Below are 20,743 nucleotides of genomic sequence, written 5' to 3'. Positions count from 1 at the left end.
GCCGGGAGGCGCCTCGGGATGGAGTTGAATGTGGACGATTCAGTTCCGCCTTATCGGGCCGTTCGGCCCCGATCGGAGGAGTACTCATGGAATTCGGGTCATCGAACCGCGGCGGCGGGCCGTGGCGGGCCGCCGCCGGAATCGGCGCGGTCGTCGCCGCGCTGCTCATCGTTCCGGTTGCGGCGCAAGCAGAGCCGGTCGAGCAGGTCGCCGCGGGGAACTACGACTACGACGGCGACGGCCTCGACGACGTGCTGGCACGCCGCGACGAGACCGGCGCCCTGGAGCTGTGGCCGGGCGACGGCGCGGGCGGGTTCCGCCCCCGGTCGACGGTCGGGTCGGGCTGGGGCGGCATGGATCTCATCGAGACCGCGGGCGACCTGAACGGGGACGGCCGGGCCGACCTCCTCGGCAGGGTCGCCTCCACCGGCGCGCTCAACTTCTACCCGGGGAACGGCACCGGCTTCGACGCCCCGGTGAGGATCGGCCGCGGCTGGGAGGCCATGCTGACCGTCGTCTCCGGGCACGACTACGACGGCGACGGCAACCGCGACTTCCTCGCCGTCGAGGCCGGCACCGGGACGCTGTGGCTCTACCCGGGCACCGGGACGGGCACGCACGGGCGCCGCACCGCGATCGGGTCGGGCTTCGACCGGGTGCGGGAGCTGACGGCGATCGGCGACATGGACGAGGACGGCCATGCCGACATCGTGGCCGTGCGCGAGACCGACGAGTGCATGTACTTCTACGGCGGCCCCGGCAGCGGCGGCTTCGAGGCGCCGGTCCTGTTCGACTGCGGTTGGGACGTTCTGGACTCGGCCGCGTCCGTCGGCGACTTCGACGGCGACGGCCACGCCGACTGGCTCGGCCGCGAGCGCGCCTCGAACCTGCTGTACCTCTTCAAGGGCGACGGCCTCGGCGGGTACGGCTCATCGCCGGTCGTCGACACCGGCTGGAACACGATGACCATCGCCTGAGCCGGTCCGCTGCCGGGGGCCGGCCGCGGGGGCGCCGAGCCGCAGCCGGTCCATCAGCGCGCGCGCCGAGAAGTGCCGTTCGAGGTGGTCCCAGGCGGCGGACCGCTGCGCGGCGTACGCCTCGGCGTCGGCGGCGAGCCGGGCGGCGGCGTCCGCGACCTCCTCCGGCGCGCAGTAGACGGCGGCGGGCCCGAACGTGGGCTCGAACCGCGGGTCCATGATCACCGGGACGCCCGCGGCCATCGCTTCGAGCGGCGCCCGCCCGAACGCCTCAAGGCCGTCGGAGGCGATGAAGTACACCATGACGTCGATGCGCGCCAGGAACTCCCGGGCGGTCAGGGCGCCGAAGTCGCGGACGGTCCAGTTGGCGGGCAGGCGGCCGAGCACCTGGCGCGGCGCGTCCGCGCCGCCGAGGACGTGGATCTCGAACGGATCGGCCTCCGGGTAGCACTGGAGCAGCGTCTGGGGGTCCTCGGGCCATTTCAGCGCGTCGTCGCGCGAGTGGCGGCCGATGCGGATGCGGCCGTCGGGGGTCCGGCGCGGGCCGAGGCGCCAGTCGGCGACCGCGATGGCCTCGTTCCACGGCTCGGCGGCGAGATCGAGTCCGGCGGTCTCCGCGGCGTGGTGGCGGCGCAGCGCGGCGAGGACCAGCGGCCCTCCCGCGTACCAGGTGGGGCGGCCGAGCCATTCCTCGACGTTCCGTGCGACCGTGGCGATGTCCCATGCGTGGTCGTGCGGCCCCGACTCGTCGTAGCGGCGGTAGGGCGTCTGGTTGACCAGGACGGCGGTGCGGGCGGCCTTGACGGCGGGGCGCCGTTCGAGCGGGCGTTCCATCACGGTCGGCAGGCGCACGAGGGCGAGATCGCATTCAATCTCGGCGTCGCGGTCGATGAGGCGCGCCGCGCCGGCGTCGACGAGCGCCCGGATCCGCGGGTGGACCGGCGCGTTCGGGCCCCACGCGTAGACGGGGTGGTGGATGAGGCCGACCTTGAGGCCGTGCTCGTGCCAGATCCTGATCTCGGCCTCGTTCGCCGAGGTGGTGCCGCCGGGCAGTCCGAAATGGGAGACGACGACGAGGTCGAACCGGTCGCGCACGGTGCGCGCGGGCGCCTGCTCGTCGAGGCGCTGCCAGGCGGCGACCGACCGGACCATCGCGAGGCGGTCGCGCACGGGGATGCCGCGGATCGCGGCGGCCTTCCGCGCGTCCTCGGCGGCCGCGGCGGGGAAGCCGCCCGCGAGGCCGTCCTCGACGCGGCGCAGCCGCCCGAGGTCGGCCGCGGCGGGCGGGCCCGGCCTCCGGGCCGCTCGGTGCAGGAGCTCCAGTGTGGCGCGGCGGGCGGCGAGGTCGCGGCGCAGCCGCGCGATCCGCACGCCGGTGCGGCAGCAGAGCACGGTGAGGACGAGGAGGACGGGACCGGCGATGAGCAGGGTCGGGATCATCGGTTGCCTCCAAGGCTCACGGCGTCTGCGGGCTCGGCGGGGACGGGTACCGCCGCCCGCGCCGGGGCGGTGACGCCGAGGCCCGCGACCCGGCGCAGCAGCGCTTGCGGCGAGAAGCGCTCTCGGACGACGCGCCTGCCGGCTTCGGCGCGTTCGGCGTGGAAGGCACGGTCGTCGGCGAGGCGCCGCACCTGGGCGGCCACGCCCTCGGGCTCGCAGTACAGGGCGCCGTCGCCGAAGAGCTCGGCGAAGTCCGGTGGCAGGAGGCACGGCACGCCGGCGGCCATGGCCTCCAGGGGCGCCCTGCCGAAGGCCTCGACCAGGTTCTCGTCGACGAAGTACGCGTACGCGTCCAGGCTCCAGAGGAACTCCGTCGATGGCATGCTGCCGAACGGGTGCGAGGTCCAGCCCGGAGGGATCGCCCCGAGGATGCGGCGCAGCGCATCGTGGCCGCCGAGCATGTGCACCTCGACGCCGTCGTCGGCGGGGTAGGCGGCGCGCAGGCGGGCGGCCATGTTCGGGAACTTGGTCACGTGGTCGCGGCTGTGCCGTCCGAGGCGGAACGGCTCGTCCTCGGCGCGCTCGCGCGGCCGCTCTGGCGTCCACTGCGCCAGGTCGATGGTCTCGTACCAGAAGTCGTCGGCGAGGTCGACGCCGTCGAGTTCGGCGGCGTGGTGGGCGCGCAGCGTGTCGCGCACGGCCGGGCCGATCGGGTACCAGGTGTGGCGGCCGAGCCATTCGGTGACGTTGCGGTGCACGTCGGGGATGCTCCAGGAGGTGCCGTATCCGCCGGTGAGGCCGTACTCCTCGAAGGGGGTCTGGTTGACCAGCAGCACGGTCCGCTCCGCGTCGATCTGCGGGCGGTCCTCCATCATCTGCTCCAGGGCCACCGGGAACCGCACGATCGCGAGATCGCAGCGGACGGTGTCCTCGGGCTGGACGCGGACGACCCGCTCGCCGTCGACGAGGTCGAGGAACCGGGGGTCGACCGGGCGGCTCATCGCCCGGTCCTTGACCGGGTGGTGCACGAGCCCGACCTTGAGCCCGGCCTCGCGGTAGGCGAGGATCTCGGCCTCGTTCGCCGAGGTCGTGCCGCCGCGGAGGTTCAATGTGGAGACGATGACGATGTCGAGGTCGAGCTTCCGCGGCGTCCGGGCGGCGACGGCCGCCCGGTGCGCGCACAGGGCGGCGAGGGCGCGGACCTGGCTCTCGTAGTGCCCCGAGTCGCGCTCGGCGATCTCGGTGAGGACGGCCCCGGCGGACGCCGACCAGCCGTGGAGGAGCCGCTGCTCCCACTGCTCGATGTGCTTCCGCTTCTTCTCGGGGAGCCCGGCGCGCGCGGTCTTCGCGCGCTCGGTGCGCACCGCTTCGGCGCGCAGCCGCGCGAGCGCGCGTCGCAGGACCAGGTACACCGCGGCGGCGAGCAGGCACAGCGCGGCGGCCACGGCGCCCACGAGCGCGCCAGCGGCACCGGCGGCCGCCACGACCGCCAGCGCCCCGAGGCCGGCCGCGGCCGCGAGGCGGCGCCTGCGGAGGACGGCCTTGCCGAGCGCGGCGGCGGCGGCGCGCAGCAGCGACCGCATGGGCCGCTTCGGGATCGCGCGGTCGACTGCGGGCAGGGGTGCCTCCTGGGGCGCCGGCTCGTCCGACTGCACCCGCAGCCGGTCCGCGGCGAGGACGGGGTGTTCGAAGCGGAGGAATTCGCCGAACGCCGCGGTCGGGACGCTCACCGGCGCGGTGTGCCCCGCCTCGGGGTCGACGAAGTCGAAGCCGTGCTCGGCGGCCGATTGCAGGACGCCTTCGTCGATGAGGGAGGGCTTGCCGTTGATGCCGACCCATTCGGGGCAGTGGAGGAGTCCGACCGCAGCGCCCCGGGCGGTGCGCCGGGCGGCGTCGTCGAGCATGCGTCGGCGCCGCTTGTCGAGGGCGCTCCAGTCGGCGGCGTAGAGGTGCTCGTACACCACCGCCGCGCTCGCGGCCTTGCCGCGGACGATGTCCTGGCTGACGGGGAACGGCCGGGGCCGGGGCACCGAGGCGAGGAACGGGGAGGCCGCCTTCGTCGCGATCCGCCGGTGCCACCGGACGAATCCGGAGTGGTACGCGAACCGGCTCGCGGACATCCAGTGCCGCGAGACCTCCCCGGCCGAGAGCGTGTCGCCGCTGTAGCGCACCAGCGTCAGCGGCCCGGTCTTCATGCGCTGCGAGGTCTTGGCGCCGAACGCGGCCTTGACGCGGAGCCGGTACTCGGAGTCGGCGGAGCGGCGGACCTCGTCGTAGAAGCCGATGCGCTGCATGACCTCGCGGGCCCGGATCATGATCGGCGTGGACCTCGCCGCGAGGACCGCGATCTGCGGGTCGATCACGAGCGACAGGTCCTCGTTCACCGCGACGCTGACGGACTCGACCATGACCAGCTCCGGCCGGTCCAGCAGCGGCTGCACCTGGTGCTGGAGGCGCAGGGGGTGGGCCCAGTCGTCGGAGTCGAGTCCGGTGATGAACTCGCCTTCGGCCACGGCCATGGCGCGGTTGCGGGCCTGGTAGGTGCCGGCGTTCTCGGGCTGGATGAGGAGCTTCACGCGCGGGTCGAGGCCCGCGGCCTCGCGCAGCACCTCCGCGTACCCGGGTCCGGAGCCGTCGTCGACGAGGAGCAGCTCCCACCGCTGCCATGACTGCGCCGCCACCGAACGCACCGCGGTGAGCAGTCGCGCGTCGGGCTGGAAGCAGGTCATGACGACCGAGATCAGCGGCCCGTCCTCGACGGGGGCGGCGGGCGCGGTGCGGAGCCGGTCGATGTCCGGCTCCTCCCAGTCGATGTCGGCCCAGCCGGTGAACTCCCGGAAGCGCCGCAGGTACGCGTCCGCGGTCCCGCCGCGGCGCGGGTGGGCGTCCTGGCAGCGCAAGGCGTCCTTGAAGGTGCCGGAGAGTCCCTGGTAGGACCGGCGGAGCCGCTTGACGCGCTCCGGCCGGTCCAGCAGGTACGCGGTCATGACGTGGAGTTCCTGGTGCTTGGCGGGCATGGAGCCGCCGAGCCGGCGGTGCGCGAGGTCGAACAGGGCGAGCGCGTGCGCGCGTTCCGCGTCGGTGGTCGCTTTGAGACCGATGGCGGCGGCGAGGGTGCAGACCGCTTCAAGGTCGAGCGCGGCATGGTCGAGCCGGGTCCGGTCCTCGGACAGGTGGAGGAGCGCTTCCGGTTCCTCCGGGTGCGCGATGCGAGCGAGCACATGGGGCGCCAGTCGCGAGTTGTGGTACTGCGCCCACTCGTGAATGTCCGCCACCCTTGAAGCCTTGGCAGTGCTGAGCGCCTGCCCGACTAGGCGGTCGAGGAAATCGGTCACAACCGGAAAATACTGAATTATCCCTCAATGGGGCTACAACTCATCGGCGTGTCACTGAGAATGGCCCGCACCAGGTCTGGCATGACAAGGGCCGGGCGCGCATGCGCGCCCGGCCCTTGTCGTCTTCGCTATGCCTCGCAGTGGACGTCGTCCTCGGGCAGCTCGCCGCCGAGGAGGAACGCCGTGGTGGTGTTCAGGGCGCAGGCGTTGCCGCCGTACACGTAGACGCCGTGGCCGAAGCCGTCGACGGTGACGAGGCGGGCCCGGTCGCCGAAGGCCTCGCGGTTGAGCTCCGCGCCCGGGTAGGGGGTGGCGACGTCGAGTTCGTTCTGGACGATGAGGACGTTCGCCGGGCCCTCGTCGGTGATCTCGACCTGCGGCTCCAGGGGCTCGTTGGCCCAGAAGGCGCACGCGTTGACGTTCGCGCCCGCGCCGCCGTACATCGGGTGCGCCTCGCGGTCGGCGGCGGTGTTCGCCTGGTAGGTCGCCAGGTCCTCCGGCCAGTCGGCGTCGTTGCAGGTCACGGCCAGGTACGCGGACCAGGCGTTGTCGTACGGGGAGGGCGTGTCGGCGGCGTCTGTGGCCACTGGCGCGTCGAGTTCGCCGACGGCGCGGTCGGCGGCGGCCGCGTCGCCCAGGTCGAGCGACTCCCAGAGGCGCGCGGCCGGGGCGAAGGCGTCCTCGCTGTAGAGCGAGACGAACACGAGGAACCGGAACAGCCGGCCGTCGTACTCCCCGACCGGCTCCTGGTCGAGCCGCTCGGCGATCTCGAAGTACTTGTCCTGCACGGCTTCCGGCGTGTCGCCGAGGCCGTGGGCGGCGTCGCGTTCGGCGGCCCACTCGGCGAAGTGCTGGAAGTTCTCCTCGAAGCCGCTGCCCCAGCGGCGCTGGGCGTCGTAGTCGAGGGCGGTGCCGCCGACGTTGGAGTCGATGACGATCCGGTCGCTCTCCTCGGGGAACAGCGAGGCGTACGCGGCACCGAGGACCGAGCCGTAGGAGGCGCCGAAGAAGCTGAGCCGCTCCTCGCCGAGGGCGGCGCGGATGAAGTCCATGTCGCGGGCGGTGTTGGCCGTGGACATGTGGGGCATGAGGCCCTCGGTGTCGTTCGCCGCGCACTGCTCGGCGACGGACTTCGCGTACGCGGCGTGCTCGGCGACCGCCGCGTCGTCCACCGCGTACGGCGGGACGTTCCCGGGGTGGCCCTGCTCATTGGTGAAGCCGCAGGAGACGGGCGTGGAGTGGCCGACGCCGCGGGGGTCCATGCCGATGAGGTCGTAGGCGTCGGTGACGCCGTCGGGCAGGCCGAGGTCGACGAGCTCGACCGGCTGGCTCAGGCCGGCGCCGCCGGGACCGCCGGGGTTGAGGAGGAGGATGCCGCGGCGCTCCTCGGTGTCGGTGCTGGCGAGACGGGAGACCATGACCCCGATGGTCTTCCCGTCCGGCTCGTCGTAGTCGAGCGGGACGTCGACCGTCGCGCATTCGAGGCGGTCGCCGCCGGTCACGTCGTCGGGGCAGGCGCCCCAGTCGACCGCTTCCGCTTCGGGCCCGGACTCCTGGGCGACGGCCGGGAGGACCGCGACGGTCCCGAGCCCGCCCGCTGCGGCGAGCGCGAGGGCGATCGCGATGCGCCGTCTTCTGGTGTGTCGTCTCATGGTGCACCCTTCCTGTGGCTGTTCCCCTGTTTGCGGGGATACGGCCCAGTTCAGGCCATGCCGCTGCGGCACAGTCAAGCGCTTCGGGCGTTGTGATGAAGGAGGTCACAGAAGCGCGTGGATGCGGACCATGACGTCGAGCTGCGCGGGGTTGTAGAGGTCGCGGAGCGTGGTGCCGATGGAGCGGCGCGCGAAGTCCTCGCCGTGCGGGGCGTCGCTGAGGTCGTTGATGCCCGGGAAGCGCTGCGCGACCTCGCGGGCGAAGGGCGCCATGCGTTCGGCGAGGTCCGCGCGGGTGGCCTCGTCGGCGTCGGGCGGCAGCTCCTCGAATTCGCGGTCGACGGGCACGGGAGGCGTGTCGCGGAAGAGGTCGGCGTAGGCGCCGACGGCGCGGGGGCCGAGGATGCGGGACATGGCGACCATGAAGTTCCGGTCGGTGGCGGACAGGCCGTCCTCCGCCGCGATGGGGGCGAGTTCGGGCGGCAGGTCGGTGGGGGCGGACTCGCGGAGGATCGCGCCGAGTTCGAGCCGGATGCGCTGGAGCCGTTCGATGGTGGCGGCGAGTTCGGCGTCGAGGTCGCGCAGGGCCTGCTCGGGGTGGTGGTCGTCGTCGCCCATCGCGGCGATCTGCGGGAGCGAGAACCCGAGGTCGGCGAGGCGCTTGATGCGCAGGAGCCTGACGAGGTGGGCCACGCCGTACTGCTTGTAGCCGTTGGGTTTGCGCTCGGGCTCGGGCAGGAGCCCGACCTCGTGGTAGTGCCGGACGGCGCGCAGGCTGGTCCCGGCGAGCTCGGCGATCTCACGGGTGCTCCAGGCCATTCAGTCCCCTTCGGGCCAGTCCCCGGTCGCGGCGAGGCCGAGGACGAGGGCGGCGATGTTCCAGGCGTCGTCGGCGCCGCTGTGGTGGCGCCCGTCGAGGGGCAGGCCCGCGATGTCGAGCGCGGTCGCCATGCCGGGGCGGCGCTTGAGGCCGTTCGCCTGGGTGAACACGAGTTTGGCGTTGGTGTGGCGGCTGCCGAACGGGTAGCGGGTCCCGGTGGCCTTGCACTGGCGCTGGAACTGGTTGCGGTCGTAGTCGCCCCAGCTGGCCCAGGGCCGGGAGTCGGCGCGGTGCTCCTTGACGAGGAGGGCGCAGGCGTCCGGGAACTCGATGCCGGTGTCCACTTCGGCCTGCGTGAGGCCCGTCAACCGCGTGCAGAACTCGCTGACGCGCGAGCGCCTGGGGCGCACCAGGATGCGGTGCTTGGCGAGCCGTGCTCCGGCGGCGAGGTCGACGACGGTGAGGCCGATCTCGATGATCTCGTTGACCGCGCCGGCGGGCGGCCGGCCCTCCCAGCAGGTGGCCTCGACGTCGATCACGTTCAGCAGGGTGTCCATGCCTTGCAGCGTAAAGGGCCCGTCCACTACTTTGCGGTGGACGGGCCCCGAGCGCCTGGTCGGACGGGTCAGACCGCGGTCCAGCGGCTCTCGTCGGCGGCGCTGGCCTCGACGGCCGCGAGGACGCGCTGCACCTGGAGGGCGTCGGCGAACGACGGCGTGGGCTGCTCGCCCGCGCCGATCGCGTTCACGAGGTCGACGACCTGGTGGGTGAAGCCGTGCTCGTAGCCGAGGCCGTGGCCCACCGGCCACCAGTTCCCGGTGTACGGGTGCTCGGGCTCGGTGGCCTGGATCTTGCGGAAGCCCGCGTTCGGCTCGTCGGCGGCGTCGTAGAACCACAGCGAGTTCATGTCCTCGAAGTCGAACGCGAGGGACGCCTTGGAGCCGTTGACCTCCACGCGCATCGCGTTCTTGCGGCCGAGCGCGAAGCGGGTGGCCTCGAAGACGCCGACCGCGTTGTTCGCGAACCGCGCGGTGAACACCGCCGCGTCGTCCACGGTGACCGGGCCCTTCGGGCCGTCGGCGCCGCCGTGGCCGCCGAGGCCCACGAAGTCGCCGCCCACGGGCCGCTCCTTCACGAAGGTCTCCAGGATCGCCGAGACGCCCGTGACGTCGGACCCGGAGATCCACTGCGCCGCGTCGATGATGTGCGCGCCGATGTCGCCGAGCGACCCCGAACCGGACTTGGCCTTGTCGAGGCGCCAGGTCAGCGGCGCGTTCTCGTCGGTGAGCCAGTCCTGGAGGTACTGCGCCCGCACGTGCCGGATCTCCCCCAGCGCGCCCGAGTCGACCAGGCGCTTCGCGAGCGACAGGGCCGGGGTGCGCCGGTACGAGAACCCGCACATGGCGAGCGCGCCGTTGGCTTTCGCGGCCTCGGCCGCGGCGGTCATCGCCTCGGCCTCCTCCACGGAGTTCGCGAGCGGCTTCTCGCACAGGACGTGCTTGCCCGCTTCGAGCGCCGCGATGGCGATCTCGGCGTGCAGGTTGCCGGGGACGCAGATGTCGACCAGGTCGATGTCGTCGCGTTCGATCAGGCGGCGCCAGTCGGTCTCGGTGGAGTCCCAGCCGAGCTTGGCGGCCGCGGCGGCGAGCCGGTCGGCGTCGCGCCCGGCGAGGGCGGTCATCTCGGGTGCGAGCGGCAGGTCGAAGAAGCGCGGCGCGGTGCGCCACGCGTGGGAGTGGGCCGCGCCCATGAAGGCGTAGCCGACCATGCCGATGCGGAGAGGTTCAGTCACTGCGGCTCCCTCGGTTCAGGCCGTCGCGGACCGACGGCCACCCTTGCAACACGGTGAGGATATCGATGTCGGTCGTCGTCGCGAGCGCGGACTCGTAGGCCCCGTCGAGGATCTCGTCCAGCCGGACGCGGCGGCCCTCGGCGGCGCTGCGGATCGCGGCCTCGACCATCGCGAGGCTGAGCACGTTCGCGTGGACGCGGCCCATCGGCTCGCTGCCGTGGAGCAGCGCCTCGGTGAACTCGCGCAGGGACCCGGCGATGCCCTCGCCGGGGACCTCGGCGCCCGCCTTCGGCTCGGCGTCCGACAGCGCCTTGGTCTCCGGCTCGCCCTCGCCGTCCCAGACGGTGCTGCCGTGCTCGGCGGAGATCCGCCACGCGCCGTTCCAGGAGGTCTCCAGGCCGGGGCTGCACCAGGACCCGTTGAACGTGAACCGGGCGCCGCCCTCCATCTCGAACGCGGCGGTGGCCGCGGCGTTCCCGGCGTACCAGGACCACGGCGGGTTGTACTCCTCGCAGACGACCGCGACCGGGTCGGCGTCGAGGAGGAACCGCGCCATGTCGAACTGGTGGATCGCCATGTCGAGCAGGAGCGGCGAGTCCATCTCGTCGCGGAAGCCCCCGAAGTGCGGGGACTGGAAGAAGTCGACCGAGACGATCCCGATGCGCCCCAGCGCCTCCGCGTCCTGCCTGGCCTGGAACAGGCCGCGGTTGTAGCGCCGCGACTGGCTGACCATGAACAGGTGCCCGGTGAGCTCGGCCGCGGCCGCGAGCGCGAGGCCCTCGGCGACGGTGGCGGCCACGGGCTTCTCCCCCAGGACCGGGAGCCCGGCGCGGAGCGCCGCGATCGTGACCGGGTGGTGCGCTTCGGGAATGGTGGCGTTGACGATCGCGTGGGCGCCGGTGCGCTGCGCGAGTTCGACCGCGTCGGCGCCGGTGGCGAGGTCGCGGCCGAGGTCGGCCGCGGCCGCTTCGGTGGCGGCCGGGTACAGGTCGGCGATCCCGACGAGCTCGGTGGCGGGGTCGGCCTCGATGGTGTGCATCCAGGCGCGGCCCATGCCGCCGGCGCCGACGACGACGAGTCGCAGCGGCCCTTCGATGTCGAGCGTCGTGAAGCTCATCGCTCGAACGCCCCGCGGTAGCCCTGGCCGTTGAAGAAGTCGTCGGTGTCGTAGCGCAGCAGCGTCGGCGTCTCGCGCTCGCGGTCGGGGCGGGCCCATTCGATGCCGTTGGCGATGACGTGGTTGACGTCCGGGTGGTGGTACACCGGGAAGTCCTGGTCGCCGGGGCTGAAGTAGAAGATCCGGCCGAAGCCGCGCCGGTAGGTCATGCCGGAGCGGAAGACCTCGCCGCCGGTGAACCCGGAGATGAAGATGAGCTCGTCGGGGGTGGGCACGTCGAAGTACTCGCCGTACATCTCCTGCTCGGGGATGACGATCGGGTTCGGGATGCCGCGGGCGATCGGGTGCTGCGGGTTCACCGTCCACACCAGTTCGCGGTCGTGCTCGCTTCGCCAGCGCAGGGTGCAGGTGGTGCCCATGAGCTTCGTGAAGATCTTCGACCAGTGGCCGGAGTGGAGCACGATCAGGCCCATCCCGGCGAGGACGTGGCGGTGGACGCGGTCGACGATCTCGTCGGCGACGTCGCCGTGCGCGGCGTGGCCCCACCAGACGAGGACGTCGGTCTCGTCGAGGACGTCGGAGGTGAGCCCGTGCTCGGGCTCGTCGAGGGTGCGGGTGGTGATGACGGCCTTCTCGCCGAGCCATTCGCCGACGCCCTTGGCGATGGCGCCGTGCATGCCGTCGGGGTAGCGCTCGGCGACGGAGGGCTCGACCTGCTCGTGGCGGTTCTCGCCCCAGACGACGACGCGGATGGGTGCCTGTGACATGTGGCAGTGCTCCTTGCTATACGTGTTCTTCGGTGTTGAATCGTTGGGCCGCTTGGGTTTCGGCGTGAATGGTCTCGGTGTCCGCGGTCTCGGAGTCCGTGGGCTCGGTGCGCACGGTCTCGGTGTGCGGGGTTCCGGTGTGCACGGTCCTGTTGCGCATGGGGTCGGTGCTGGACCGGACCGTGAGCGAGGGCGCCACGAGCACGTGCTCCGGCTCGGCGGGCTGCTCCACGACGAGCCGCACGAGCGCGGCGGCGATCCCGGCCGAGTCCTGGTGGACCGAGGTGATGCCGACCGTGCCGAACTCGGTGAGCGGGGTGTCGTCGTACCCGGTGACGGCGACGTCGCGGCCGGGGGTGAGGCCGCGGGCCTGGAGGGTGATGACGACGCCCGCGGCGAGCGTGTCGGTCTTGCAGACGATCCCGGTGGGCGGCGCGTCCGAGTCGAGGAGGGCGGCGGCGACGCGCACGCCGGTGGCGAGGTCGCCGCGGCAGTGGACGATCCGCGCGTCGGCGGTGGAGGCGGCGAGGCCGTGCCGCTCGCAGGCCTCCCGGTAGCCGAGCTCGCGCTGGAGGACGGTCTCGCTGCGGCGGTCGGCGCCGACGAACGCGAGTTCGCGGTGGCCGCGCTCGACGAGGTGGTCGACGGCGGTCGCGACGCCCAGGGCCGCATCGCCCTCGGCCCACGACCAGGGGCTGTCGAACGCGGCGGCGTCGCGGCCGTACGCGGCGAAGGGGATGCCGCGCTTCTGGAGCTCGATGAGCCGGTCGTCCTCCGAGCCGACGTTGGAGACGACGAACCCGGCCACGGCCTGCCCGAAGTACAGGTCCTCGCAGGCGCTGATGAGCGCTTCGATGTCCTGCTGGGTGATGAGCGTGAGGTTCCGGTCGGCGGCCTGGCAGGCGGTGGCGAGGTCGTGCAGGAACACGTTCATGTACGGATTGCCGGAGGCGTCGGGCGCAGGGAGGATGTAGCCGATCTGCCGCGGCCGCGCGAGCCGGAGGCTGCGGGCGACGAGGTTGTTGCGGTAGCGCAGCTCCCGCATGGCGGCGTGGACCTTGTCCCGGGTCACTTCGGCGACGATCTCGGGCCGGTTGATGACGTTCGAGACGGTCATGACGGAGACGCCGGCGCGGTCGGCGACGTCGGCCATGCTGGCCTTCCGCGGTGCGCCCATGCCCGCTCCCCCTTTACCGATCAAGTGCCGCGGGCGATTTTAAGCATAAAGACGAGAGAGAATCAAGCGCCTTCCCAGCATTCCCGCCCCGATTCCGACCGCCCTGTCGCACCCCCGAGGCACGCTTGCAAGCGGGGGCGACCGCGAATCGAAGCATCCTCGCATTCACACCGCTGCCGTCACACCCACGCGGCACAGTTGCAGCCGGGGGCGGCCGCGGATCGAGGAAGCCTCACGTCCCTCCGTCCAGCATGGCGCAGAACACCTTGAAAAGGCGGAATTGCGGCAGTTGTGCGCACGTTACTCACTGGTATGAGCACAATCGGATTGATCGGCAGCGGCAACATCGGCGGCGCCATCGCACGCCTCGCAGTCAAGGCGGGCCACAACGTGGTCCTGAGCAACAGCCGCGGGCCCGAGACCCTCGCGGACCTCGTCGCGGAACTGGGGCCGAACGCCCGCGCCGCCACGCCCGCCGAGGCCGCCGCCGCGGGCGACCTGGTCGTCGTCACCATCCCGCTGAAGGCGTACAAGACCGTCCCGGTCGAGGAGCTGCGCGGCAAGGTCGTCTTCGACACCAACAACTACTACCCCGAGCGCGACGGTCAGATCCCCGAGCTCGACGACGAGTCGACCACCGTGAGCGAACTCCTCCAGGCGCACCTGCCGGAGTCGTTCGTCGTCAAGGGCTTCAACAACATCTACCAGGGCCACGTGGCGACCCTCGCCCGCCCGGCCGGGGACCCCGAGCGCTCCGTGCTCGCCATCGCGGGCGACGACGCGGCCGCGAAGCAGGCCGTCACCGACTTCCTCGACTCGATCGGCTTCGACGCCTACGACGCCGGGCCGCTCGCCGAAGGCTGGCGCTTCCAGCGCGACACCCCCGCCTACGGGGTGTTCTTCACCGAGAAGTTCAGCTTCGACAAGGTCCCGGCCCCGCGCCAGGTCACGCCGGAGATCATCGAGCCGCTCCTGAAGGCCGCCAAGCGCTACCGCGACATGTAGGACCAATCGACCAGCAGCCCGGGACGGCCCGACCGTCCCGGGCTTTCCACTGCCGCGCGTCAGTCCCCAATGGAGTCAGGCGGAACGGGGAGAAGGCGAGGTCGGGGGCGAGCCGCGGGCCCAGAGTTGCGCAGCTCTCATCCGTGTAGTTAAATTCGTTTGGTCATACCTTTAAAAGAACGGCCCCTCGGCCTGCATACCCGGCGAATCCTGTATCCCCCGACGAAAGGCATCGCCATGGGCGACAACCAGAACGGCACCCTTCGACTGCACCGCCGCGGCCTCTTCCAGGCGAGCGCCGCCGCGGCCGCCGCCGCATCGCTGGCGGCGTGCGCGGACCTCGACGAAGGGCCCGAGGGCACCGCGGCCGGTTCCGACGAGCTCGCCGACCTGCTGCCGACCTACACCCCGTACGAAGGCGGCCTGGAACCCGACCTCCCCGGCCAGCCCGACGGGACCGTGACCCCCGGCTACCTCTCGCGCCCCGAAGCGCCCGAGCAGGTCGTCACCGAGCCGGTGATGACCACCGGCGAGGACATCACCGCGATCACCCCGCTGTGGAACCCCACCCCGCCCGGCCTGCCCGGCAACTCGTACTTCACCGCGGTCAACGAGATCCTCGGCGGCACCGTCGTCTTCAACATCGCCGACGGCAACAACTACGTCGACAAGATCACCACCACCCTCGCGGGCGGCGACGTGCCCGACATGTTCCAGATCCCCGGCTGGGAGATCATCAAGCTCTCCGACTTCACCGAGGCCGCCAACGAGCTGTTCGCCGACCTCTCCCCCTACCTGGCCGGGGACAAGGCCGCCGCCGACTACCCGCTCCTCGCCTCGTACCCCACGGCCGCATGGGCGATGGGCGTCTTCGGCGGGAAGCTCCTCGGCATCCCGTGGGAGAGGTCCCCGTACACGAACGCCCTGTTCACCCGCCAGGACCTCCTCGACGGGCTGGGCCTGGGCGAGCACCCGAAGGACCTCGAAGAGCTCCTCGCCCTCGCCGAGGAGGTCAACGACCCGTCCGCGAACCGGTGGGCCTTCGCGAGCCTCGACCAGACCGTCCAGGAGGCCATGGGCGTGCCCACCCTCTGGAAGGTCGAGGACGGCAAGCTCGTCCACAAGTTCGAGACCGAGGCGTTCGCCGCCGCCATCGAGTACACGCGGCAGGTCTTCGACAAGGGCCTCGTCCACCCCGACTACGTGGCCGACCGCAGCACCAACGCCAAGGAGATCATCGGGTCCGGCCAGGGCCTGTTCTTCGAGGACGGCGTCGGCGCCTGGCATGAGATGTACCAGACCTACCGCGGCGTGGAGGGCTTCGATCTCCAGATCGTCGACCCGCTCGCGCGCGAGGCGGGCGGCACGCCCACGATCTGGCGCGACGACCCCGCCGGCATGTTCACCTTCATCAAGAAGGACCTCTCCGAAGAGCGCATCAAGGAGTGCCTGCGGGTCGCCAACTGGTGCTCCGCGCCGTACGAGACCCTGGAGTACGACCTCGTCTCCGACGGCGTCGAGGGCGTCCACTTCACCGTGGACGCCGAGGGCGTGCCGCAGCGCACCGAGCTGGGCCAGACCGAGGTCGCCCCCACCTACATGTTCCTGTCCGGCCGGGCCAACGCCAACAACAAGTTCCAGTACCCCGGCATGGTCGAGCGCCTGCACGAGTGGGAGACCAACGCGGCGGCCTTCCTCGACCCCAGCCCGTTCCAGGGCCTGCGCGTCGAGATGCCCTCCGACCTCTCCGCCGAGAACGAGCCCATGACCGAGGCCTGCCACGAGATCTACCGCGGCCAGCGCGACGTCTCCGAATGGGCGACCATCGTGGACGACTGGCGCGCGAAGGTCGGCGACGCCGCCCGCGAGTACTACACCAAGATCGCCGAGGACAACGACCGCCTGTGAGCACCACGACGATCGAGTCCCCCGCCGCCGCGGCGGGGGACGCCCCGCCCCGTGCGCCGCAGCCGAAGGCGCACTGGCTGACCCGGCTGCGCCGGGACTGGCCGCTGCTGCTCATGGCCGCGCCGATGATGCTCCTCGTGTGGGGGTTCTGGTGGATCCCCACCCTCGGCAACGTGGTCGCGTTCCAGGACTACAAGCCGTACACCGGCGGCATCCTCGGCTCGCGCCTGGTCGGCTTCACGCACTTCCAGCTGCTGTTCTCCGACCCGGAGTTCACGCGCGCGCTCGTGAACACGCTGTCGATCACCGCGTTCCAGCTGGTGTTCTACTTCCCGGTGCCGATCGCGCTCGCGCTCCTCATGCACTCCTTGGTGTCCGAGCGGCTGCGGTCGATGCTCCAGAGCATCGTGTACCTGCCGTACTTCTTCTCCTGGGTGCTCGTGATCGCGATCTTCCAGCAGATGCTCGGCGGCGCCGGGCTGCTCAGCCAGACGCTGCGCGGCGCGGGCTTCGAAGGCGTCGACTGGATGACGAATCCGGACACGTTCATCCTGCTCGTGACCTCACAGGCGATCTGGAAGGAGGCCGGGTTCGGGGCGATCATCTTCCTCGCGGCCCTCGCCGCGATCGACCCGAACCTGTACGAGGCCGCCGCGGTCGACGGCGCCGGACGCTGGCGGCGCCTGTGGCACATCACGCTGCCGGGCATCCGGCCGGTCATCGTGCTGCTGCTCATCCTGCGCCTCGGCGACGCGCTGAACGTCGGGTTCGAGCAGTTCTTCCTGCAGCGCAGTGCCGTCGGGTCGCAGGCGTCCGAAGTGTTCGACACGTTCGTCTACTACAGCGGCATCCGCACCGGCGACTTCGACTACGGGGCCGCGGCCGGGCTGTTCAAGGGCGTGGTCGGGCTCGTGCTCATCCTCGCCGCCAACAAGGCCGCCCACCTGCTGGGCGAACGGGGGGTGTACTCGAAGTCATGAGCGCCAAAGCGAAACGGGCCGCGTGGGAGGAGAAGCCCACGGTCGCGGGGCAGACCGCGAAGGGCGCGAGCATCGTCGTGATCGCCCTGCTCATCCTGTTCCCGCTGTACACGATCGCGCTGACGAGCCTCTCCAGCGCCGAGACCGTGCAGCGCGTCGGCGGCCTCGTGGTCTGGCCCGGCGACGGGATCACCTTCGAGGCGTACGAGCAGATGTTCCGCAACCCGGTCGTGCTGCGGTCCCTGGTGGTGTCGCTGGCGGTCACCGCCGTCGGCACGGTCGTCAGCGTCCTCGTGTCGATCCTCGGCGCGTACTCGCTGTCGAAGCCGGGGTCCTTCGGGCACAAGACCGTCCTGTTCTCGGTCCTGATGATGTTCGTGGTCTTCCCCGGGCTCATCCCCGTGTACCTGTGGGTGAGCGCCCTCGGCCTGCGCGACAACTATCTGGCGATGATCCTGCCGATGGCGGTGTCCGCGTTCAACGTCGTGGTCCTGCGCGCGTTCTTCATGAGCCTCCCGCAGGAGCTGTTCGACTCCGCGCGCATCGACGGCGCCGGGGAGTTCCGGGTCCTGTGGCAGATCGTGGCCCCGCTGTCGAAGGCCGTGATCGCCGTGGTCACGCTGTTCTACGCGGTCGCCTACTGGAACAGCTGGTTCAACGCGTTCCTGTACCTCGACGACACGTCGAAATGGCCGCTCGCGCTGGTCCTGCGCACCTACGTGGTGGAGTCGGCCCCGCTGCCGCAGGCCTCGGGACTGAGCAGCGCGCCGCCGACGCTCGCGGTGAAGATGGCGATCGTCATGGTCGCGATCGTCCCCGCGCTCGTCATCTACCCGTTCGTGCAGAAGCACTTCAAGAAGGGCGTCATCATCGGCGCCGTCAAGGGGTAAGCGCCTCACGGGCCCCGGATCGTGCATCCTATATCCTATAGGATGCACGATCCGGGGCCCTTACCTTGCTGGTCGGACCTCAGTCGCGCTTGAGGTTCGCGAGCGCGGCCTCCACGCGGGCGAGGACCGCGGGCGGGCCCGGGGTCAGCTCGCCCAGGAGCGTGCGGTGCTCCGTCCACTGCGCGGACCGCAGGCTCCGGGCCCGCTCGGGGTCGACGGCCTCGACGGCCCGCAGCACCGCCTCGTGCGCTTCGGCGTCCTCGATGAGGTCCGACAGCCGCGAGTCGATCGTCAGTCCCGCCCTGCGCGGCTCGGTCCGCGGGTCGTCGATCGTCCACTCGTGGTCCCCCGAGCCGACGTCGAACGCCTCAAGGCCCGGGAGGGTCACGAGCGCGGTCGTGTTCGGCGGGACCTGCGCGTGGACCACGACGCGTCCGTCGTGGACCTCCCAGCCGACGCGGGCGCGGCCGTACGGGGTCTCCAGCTCGGCCGCGGCCCGGTCGAGCCCCGCGAGCGGGACCGGGGCGACGGCGATGCGCCGGTAGCCCGGCTCCAGCGGCGCGAGCCCGGCGACGGTGCGGTGCAGCCAGTCGGCGATGGCCCCGAACGCGTAGTGGTTGAAGGAGGTCATCTCCCCCGGGTTGATCGTGCCGTCCTCCAGCATGGAGTCCCAGCGCTCCCAGATCGTGGTGGCGCCCATGGTCACCGGGTACAGCCACGACGGGTTGTCGGTCTGGAGCAGCAGGCGCCGCGCGGTCTCGGCGTGGCCGGTGCGCGTCAGCGCGTCCTGGATGATCGGCGTGCCCACGAACCCGGTCCCGATGCGGTAGCCCGCGCGGCGCACGAGCCACGCGAGCCGCGCGCCCATCCGCTCGCGCGCCTCGGGGTCGGTCACGAGGTCGAACTCGATCGCCAGCGCGTACGCGGTCGGCGCGTCGGAGACGATGCGGCTCGCGCCCGTGACGTATTCGCGGACCCACGCCTCGCGGGCGGCTTCGGCGAGCGCGCCGTACGTCGCGGCGTCCTCGGTGTGTCCGAGTTCGGTCGCGGCGCGGGCGGTCAGGGCCGCGGAGCGCTGGAAGTAGGCGCTGGCGACGATGTCGGGGTCGGTCTTGGCGCGGGCGGGGTCCTCCGGCGGGGCGTCGGGGTCGAGCCAGTCGCCGAACTGGAAGCGGCCCTCCCACAGGTGGCGGTCCCCGGCGAGGGCGGCGAGGTGGTCGGTCCAGGCGCGCATGCTCGGGTACTGGCGTTCGAGGACGGCGCGGTCGCCGAAGCGGTCGAAGAGGACGGTGGGGACGACGGTGGCGGCGTCGCCCCAGGCGGCGGCGGGGGTCTGGGCCCATTCGAGGACGTTGGGGACGATGAAGGGGACGGCGCCGTCGTCGAACTGCTCCAGGGCGAGGTCGTCGAGCCAGGAGGCGAGGAAGCCGTCGCAGTCGTAGAGGAAGCTCGCGGCGGGGGCGAAGACCTGGATGTCGCCGGTCCAGCCGAGGCGCTCGTCGCGCTGGGGGCAGTCGGTGGGGATGGAGACGAAGTTGCCCCTCATGCCCCAGACGACGTTCTCGTGGAGGCGGTCGAGGAGTTCGTGCGAGGACGAGAAGTGGCCGGTGCGCTTGAGGTCGGAGTGGACGACGACGGCGGTGACGTCGGCGGGGTCGAATTCGCCGGGCCAGCCTTGGATCTCGGCGTACCGGAAGCCGTGGAAGGTGAACTCGGGCTCCCAGGTCTCGGTGCCGTTCCCGGCGAGGGTGTACGTGTCGGTGGCTTTGGCGTGGCGGAGGGGCCGGGTGCCGAGTTCGCCGTGTTCGAGGACTTCGGCGTGGCGCAGGACGACGGTGTCGCCTTCGCGGCCTTGCACGCTGATGCGGAGATGCCCGACGAGGTTCTGTCCGAAGTCGACGACGGTGCGGCCGCTGGGGGTGGTGATGACCTCCTGGACGGCGAGTTCGGCGGTGGCGCGCACGGGCGCGGTGGTGGCAGCGACGGGGACCATCGCCTTGGCGGTGTCGGGGCGGGCGTCGAGCCAGCGGGCGTCGTCGAAGCCGGGCGAGGACCAGCCGGGGAGGGCGCGGCGGGCGTCGTGGGACTCGCCCGCGTAGATGCCGCTGGCGGTGATCGGCCCGTCTGCGGTGGCGCGCCAGCCGTCGCCGGTGGCGATGGTTTCCGTTGTGCCGTCGTCGTATTCGAGGTGGAGTTGGGCGGCGAAGGACGGGTACTTGCCGTAGAAGGGCCTGGCCTGGCCGTGGAAGCCGAAGCCCTCGGTGTACCAGCCTCCGGCGAGGTTCGCGCCGATGACGTTGGCGCCTTCGCGGAGGAGGTCGGTGACGTCGTTGGTCTCGTGGACGAGCCGGGAGCGGTAGGCGGTCCAGCCGGGTTTGAGGCGGTCGGCGTCGACGGGGACGCCGTCGATCTCGACCTGGTAGACGCCGCGCGCGGTGGCGTACAGGGTGGCGGCCTCCAGGCCGGGTTTCACGGTGAATTCGCGGCGCAGCAGGAGCGGCTGGCCGATGTCGGCGGGTTCGGGGACGGTGATGAACCGGGCGTGCCATTCGCCGTCGCCGAGGAATCCGGCGCGGATGCCGTGGGGCTCGCTCCAGTCGGTGGCGGTGCCGTCGGCGCCGTGGACGCGGATGCGCACGCTTCCTTGCTCGCGGGGCTGGAGCGATTCGAAGGGCCAGGCGACGAGCACGGAGTCGCGGCCGTCGACGCGGGCGACGGCGGCGGCTTCGCCTCGGCGCCATTCGATCTCGGCGGCGGCCTGGGTCCAGCCGGGCGGGGCGTCGGCGGTCTTCCACGACAGGCGGGGCCTGTTCACGGCGGTGAACGGGGTGTCGGTGCGGTACTCGGCGCGCAGTCCGTAAACGTGCATCGGGTCTCCCTTGT

General features: G+C 71.8%; 15 protein-coding genes. 5 read left to right on the top strand and 10 right to left on the bottom strand.

All coding sequences use genetic code 11. The features are described 5' to 3' along the window. The first annotated feature begins 86 nt into the window (after window positions 1–86). Window positions 87–977 carry an FG-GAP repeat domain-containing protein gene (locus B0I28_RS04255; RefSeq protein ID WP_106362529.1) on the top strand — a complete coding sequence of 297 codons (891 nt, stop codon included), beginning with the start codon at window positions 87–89 and terminating at the stop codon, window positions 975–977. Here the strand turns inward: B0I28_RS04255 and B0I28_RS04250 are convergent. From B0I28_RS04250 to B0I28_RS04210, 9 genes are all read right to left on the bottom strand, one after another. After that, window positions 930–2,417 (bottom strand): glycosyltransferase, encoded by a 1,488-nt coding sequence (locus B0I28_RS04250; protein WP_106362528.1) that lies wholly within the window; start codon window positions 2,415–2,417, stop codon window positions 930–932. The genes B0I28_RS04255 and B0I28_RS04250 overlap by 48 nt on opposite strands. Continuing rightward, window positions 2,414–5,692, bottom strand: coding sequence for a glycosyltransferase (locus B0I28_RS04245; RefSeq protein ID WP_106362527.1), 3,279 nt, complete (start codon window positions 5,690–5,692; stop codon window positions 2,414–2,416). Before B0I28_RS04245 ends, B0I28_RS04250 begins: the two co-directional genes overlap by 4 nt. A gap of 188 nt (window positions 5,693–5,880) precedes the next feature. Then, window positions 5,881–7,404, bottom strand: a complete 1,524-nt coding sequence (locus B0I28_RS04240; RefSeq protein ID WP_106362526.1) for an alpha/beta hydrolase — start codon at window positions 7,402–7,404, stop codon at window positions 5,881–5,883. Window positions 7,405–7,509: 105 nt separating this feature from the next. Further along, window positions 7,510–8,223 carry a MerR family transcriptional regulator gene (locus B0I28_RS04235; protein ID WP_106362525.1) on the bottom strand — a complete coding sequence of 238 codons (714 nt, stop codon included), beginning with the start codon at window positions 8,221–8,223 and terminating at the stop codon, window positions 7,510–7,512. Then, window positions 8,224–8,781: a 3'-5' exonuclease gene (locus B0I28_RS04230; RefSeq protein WP_106362524.1), complete on the bottom strand. Its 558-nt coding sequence runs from the start codon at window positions 8,779–8,781 to the stop codon at window positions 8,224–8,226. Between the two features lie 68 nt (window positions 8,782–8,849). Further along, entirely contained in the window at window positions 8,850–9,992 is a 1,143-nt protein-coding gene (locus tag B0I28_RS04225; RefSeq protein ID WP_106362523.1) for a Gfo/Idh/MocA family protein, read from the bottom strand. A gap of 16 nt (window positions 9,993–10,008) precedes the next feature. Then, on the bottom strand, window positions 10,009–11,133 hold the full coding sequence (locus B0I28_RS04220) for a Gfo/Idh/MocA family protein (protein ID WP_106362522.1): 1,125 nt from the start codon (window positions 11,131–11,133) through the stop codon (window positions 10,009–10,011). Beyond that, window positions 11,130–11,900, bottom strand: a complete 771-nt coding sequence (locus B0I28_RS04215) for a ThuA domain-containing protein (RefSeq protein ID WP_106362521.1) — start codon at window positions 11,898–11,900, stop codon at window positions 11,130–11,132. Before B0I28_RS04215 ends, B0I28_RS04220 begins: the two co-directional genes overlap by 4 nt. A gap of 16 nt (window positions 11,901–11,916) precedes the next feature. After that, a complete protein-coding gene (locus B0I28_RS04210; protein ID WP_106362520.1) occupies window positions 11,917–13,077 on the bottom strand; it encodes a LacI family DNA-binding transcriptional regulator in 1,161 nt (386 codons plus the stop codon). Window positions 13,078–13,389: 312 nt separating this feature from the next. Between B0I28_RS04210 and B0I28_RS04205 the strand changes: the two genes are divergently transcribed. The 4 genes from B0I28_RS04205 to B0I28_RS04190 all read left to right on the top strand — a co-directional run bounded on the left by B0I28_RS04205 (window position 13,390) and on the right by B0I28_RS04190 (window position 17,860). Then, a complete protein-coding gene (locus B0I28_RS04205) occupies window positions 13,390–14,082 on the top strand; it encodes an NADPH-dependent F420 reductase (RefSeq protein ID WP_106362519.1) in 693 nt (230 codons plus the stop codon). A gap of 237 nt (window positions 14,083–14,319) precedes the next feature. Further along, window positions 14,320–15,990 (top strand): extracellular solute-binding protein, encoded by a 1,671-nt coding sequence (locus tag B0I28_RS04200; protein WP_106362518.1) that lies wholly within the window; start codon window positions 14,320–14,322, stop codon window positions 15,988–15,990. Continuing rightward, entirely contained in the window at window positions 15,987–16,970 is a 984-nt protein-coding gene (locus B0I28_RS04195) for an ABC transporter permease (protein ID WP_219926536.1), read from the top strand. Before B0I28_RS04200 ends, B0I28_RS04195 begins: the two co-directional genes overlap by 4 nt. After that, window positions 16,967–17,860, top strand: coding sequence for a carbohydrate ABC transporter permease (locus tag B0I28_RS04190; RefSeq protein ID WP_106362516.1), 894 nt, complete (start codon window positions 16,967–16,969; stop codon window positions 17,858–17,860). The genes B0I28_RS04195 and B0I28_RS04190 overlap by 4 nt, the downstream gene beginning before the upstream one ends. A gap of 79 nt (window positions 17,861–17,939) precedes the next feature. Here B0I28_RS04190 and B0I28_RS04185 read toward each other — a convergent pair whose 3' ends face one another. Further along, window positions 17,940–20,729 (bottom strand): alpha-L-rhamnosidase, encoded by a 2,790-nt coding sequence (locus B0I28_RS04185; protein WP_106362515.1) that lies wholly within the window; start codon window positions 20,727–20,729, stop codon window positions 17,940–17,942. Window positions 20,730–20,743: the final 14 nt, after the last annotated feature.

It is taken from the genome of Glycomyces artemisiae (genome assembly GCF_003002955.1).
GTDB classification, from domain to species: domain Bacteria; phylum Actinomycetota; class Actinomycetes; order Mycobacteriales; family Micromonosporaceae; genus Glycomyces; species Glycomyces artemisiae.
The sequence above is the reverse complement of the archived record's forward strand: the minus strand, read 5'-3'. Positions and strand labels throughout refer to the sequence as shown.

What these genes read in the sequence shown, in the direction of transcription:
- B0I28_RS04255 (WP_106362529.1), top strand. Translation starts at nt 87, where the DNA reads ATGGAATTCGGGTCATCGAACCGCGGCGGCGGGCCGTGGCGGGCCGCC.
- B0I28_RS04250 (WP_106362528.1), bottom strand. Translation starts at nt 2,417, where the DNA reads ATGATCCCGACCCTGCTCATCGCCGGTCCCGTCCTCCTCGTCCTCACC.
- B0I28_RS04240 (WP_106362526.1), bottom strand. Translation starts at nt 7,404, where the DNA reads ATGAGACGACACACCAGAAGACGGCGCATCGCGATCGCCCTCGCGCTC.
- B0I28_RS04235 (WP_106362525.1), bottom strand. Translation starts at nt 8,223, where the DNA reads ATGGCCTGGAGCACCCGTGAGATCGCCGAGCTCGCCGGGACCAGCCTG.
- B0I28_RS04230 (WP_106362524.1), bottom strand. Translation starts at nt 8,781, where the DNA reads ATGGACACCCTGCTGAACGTGATCGACGTCGAGGCCACCTGCTGGGAG.
- B0I28_RS04225 (WP_106362523.1), bottom strand. Translation starts at nt 9,992, where the DNA reads ATGGTCGGCTACGCCTTCATGGGCGCGGCCCACTCCCACGCGTGGCGC.
- B0I28_RS04220 (WP_106362522.1), bottom strand. Translation starts at nt 11,133, where the DNA reads ATGAGCTTCACGACGCTCGACATCGAAGGGCCGCTGCGACTCGTCGTC.
- B0I28_RS04215 (WP_106362521.1), bottom strand. Translation starts at nt 11,900, where the DNA reads ATGTCACAGGCACCCATCCGCGTCGTCGTCTGGGGCGAGAACCGCCAC.
- B0I28_RS04210 (WP_106362520.1), bottom strand. Translation starts at nt 13,077, where the DNA reads ATGGGCGCACCGCGGAAGGCCAGCATGGCCGACGTCGCCGACCGCGCC.
- B0I28_RS04205 (WP_106362519.1), top strand. Translation starts at nt 13,390, where the DNA reads ATGAGCACAATCGGATTGATCGGCAGCGGCAACATCGGCGGCGCCATC.
- B0I28_RS04200 (WP_106362518.1), top strand. Translation starts at nt 14,320, where the DNA reads ATGGGCGACAACCAGAACGGCACCCTTCGACTGCACCGCCGCGGCCTC.
- B0I28_RS04190 (WP_106362516.1), top strand. Translation starts at nt 16,967, where the DNA reads ATGAGCGCCAAAGCGAAACGGGCCGCGTGGGAGGAGAAGCCCACGGTC.
- B0I28_RS04185 (WP_106362515.1), bottom strand. Translation starts at nt 20,729, where the DNA reads ATGCACGTTTACGGACTGCGCGCCGAGTACCGCACCGACACCCCGTTC.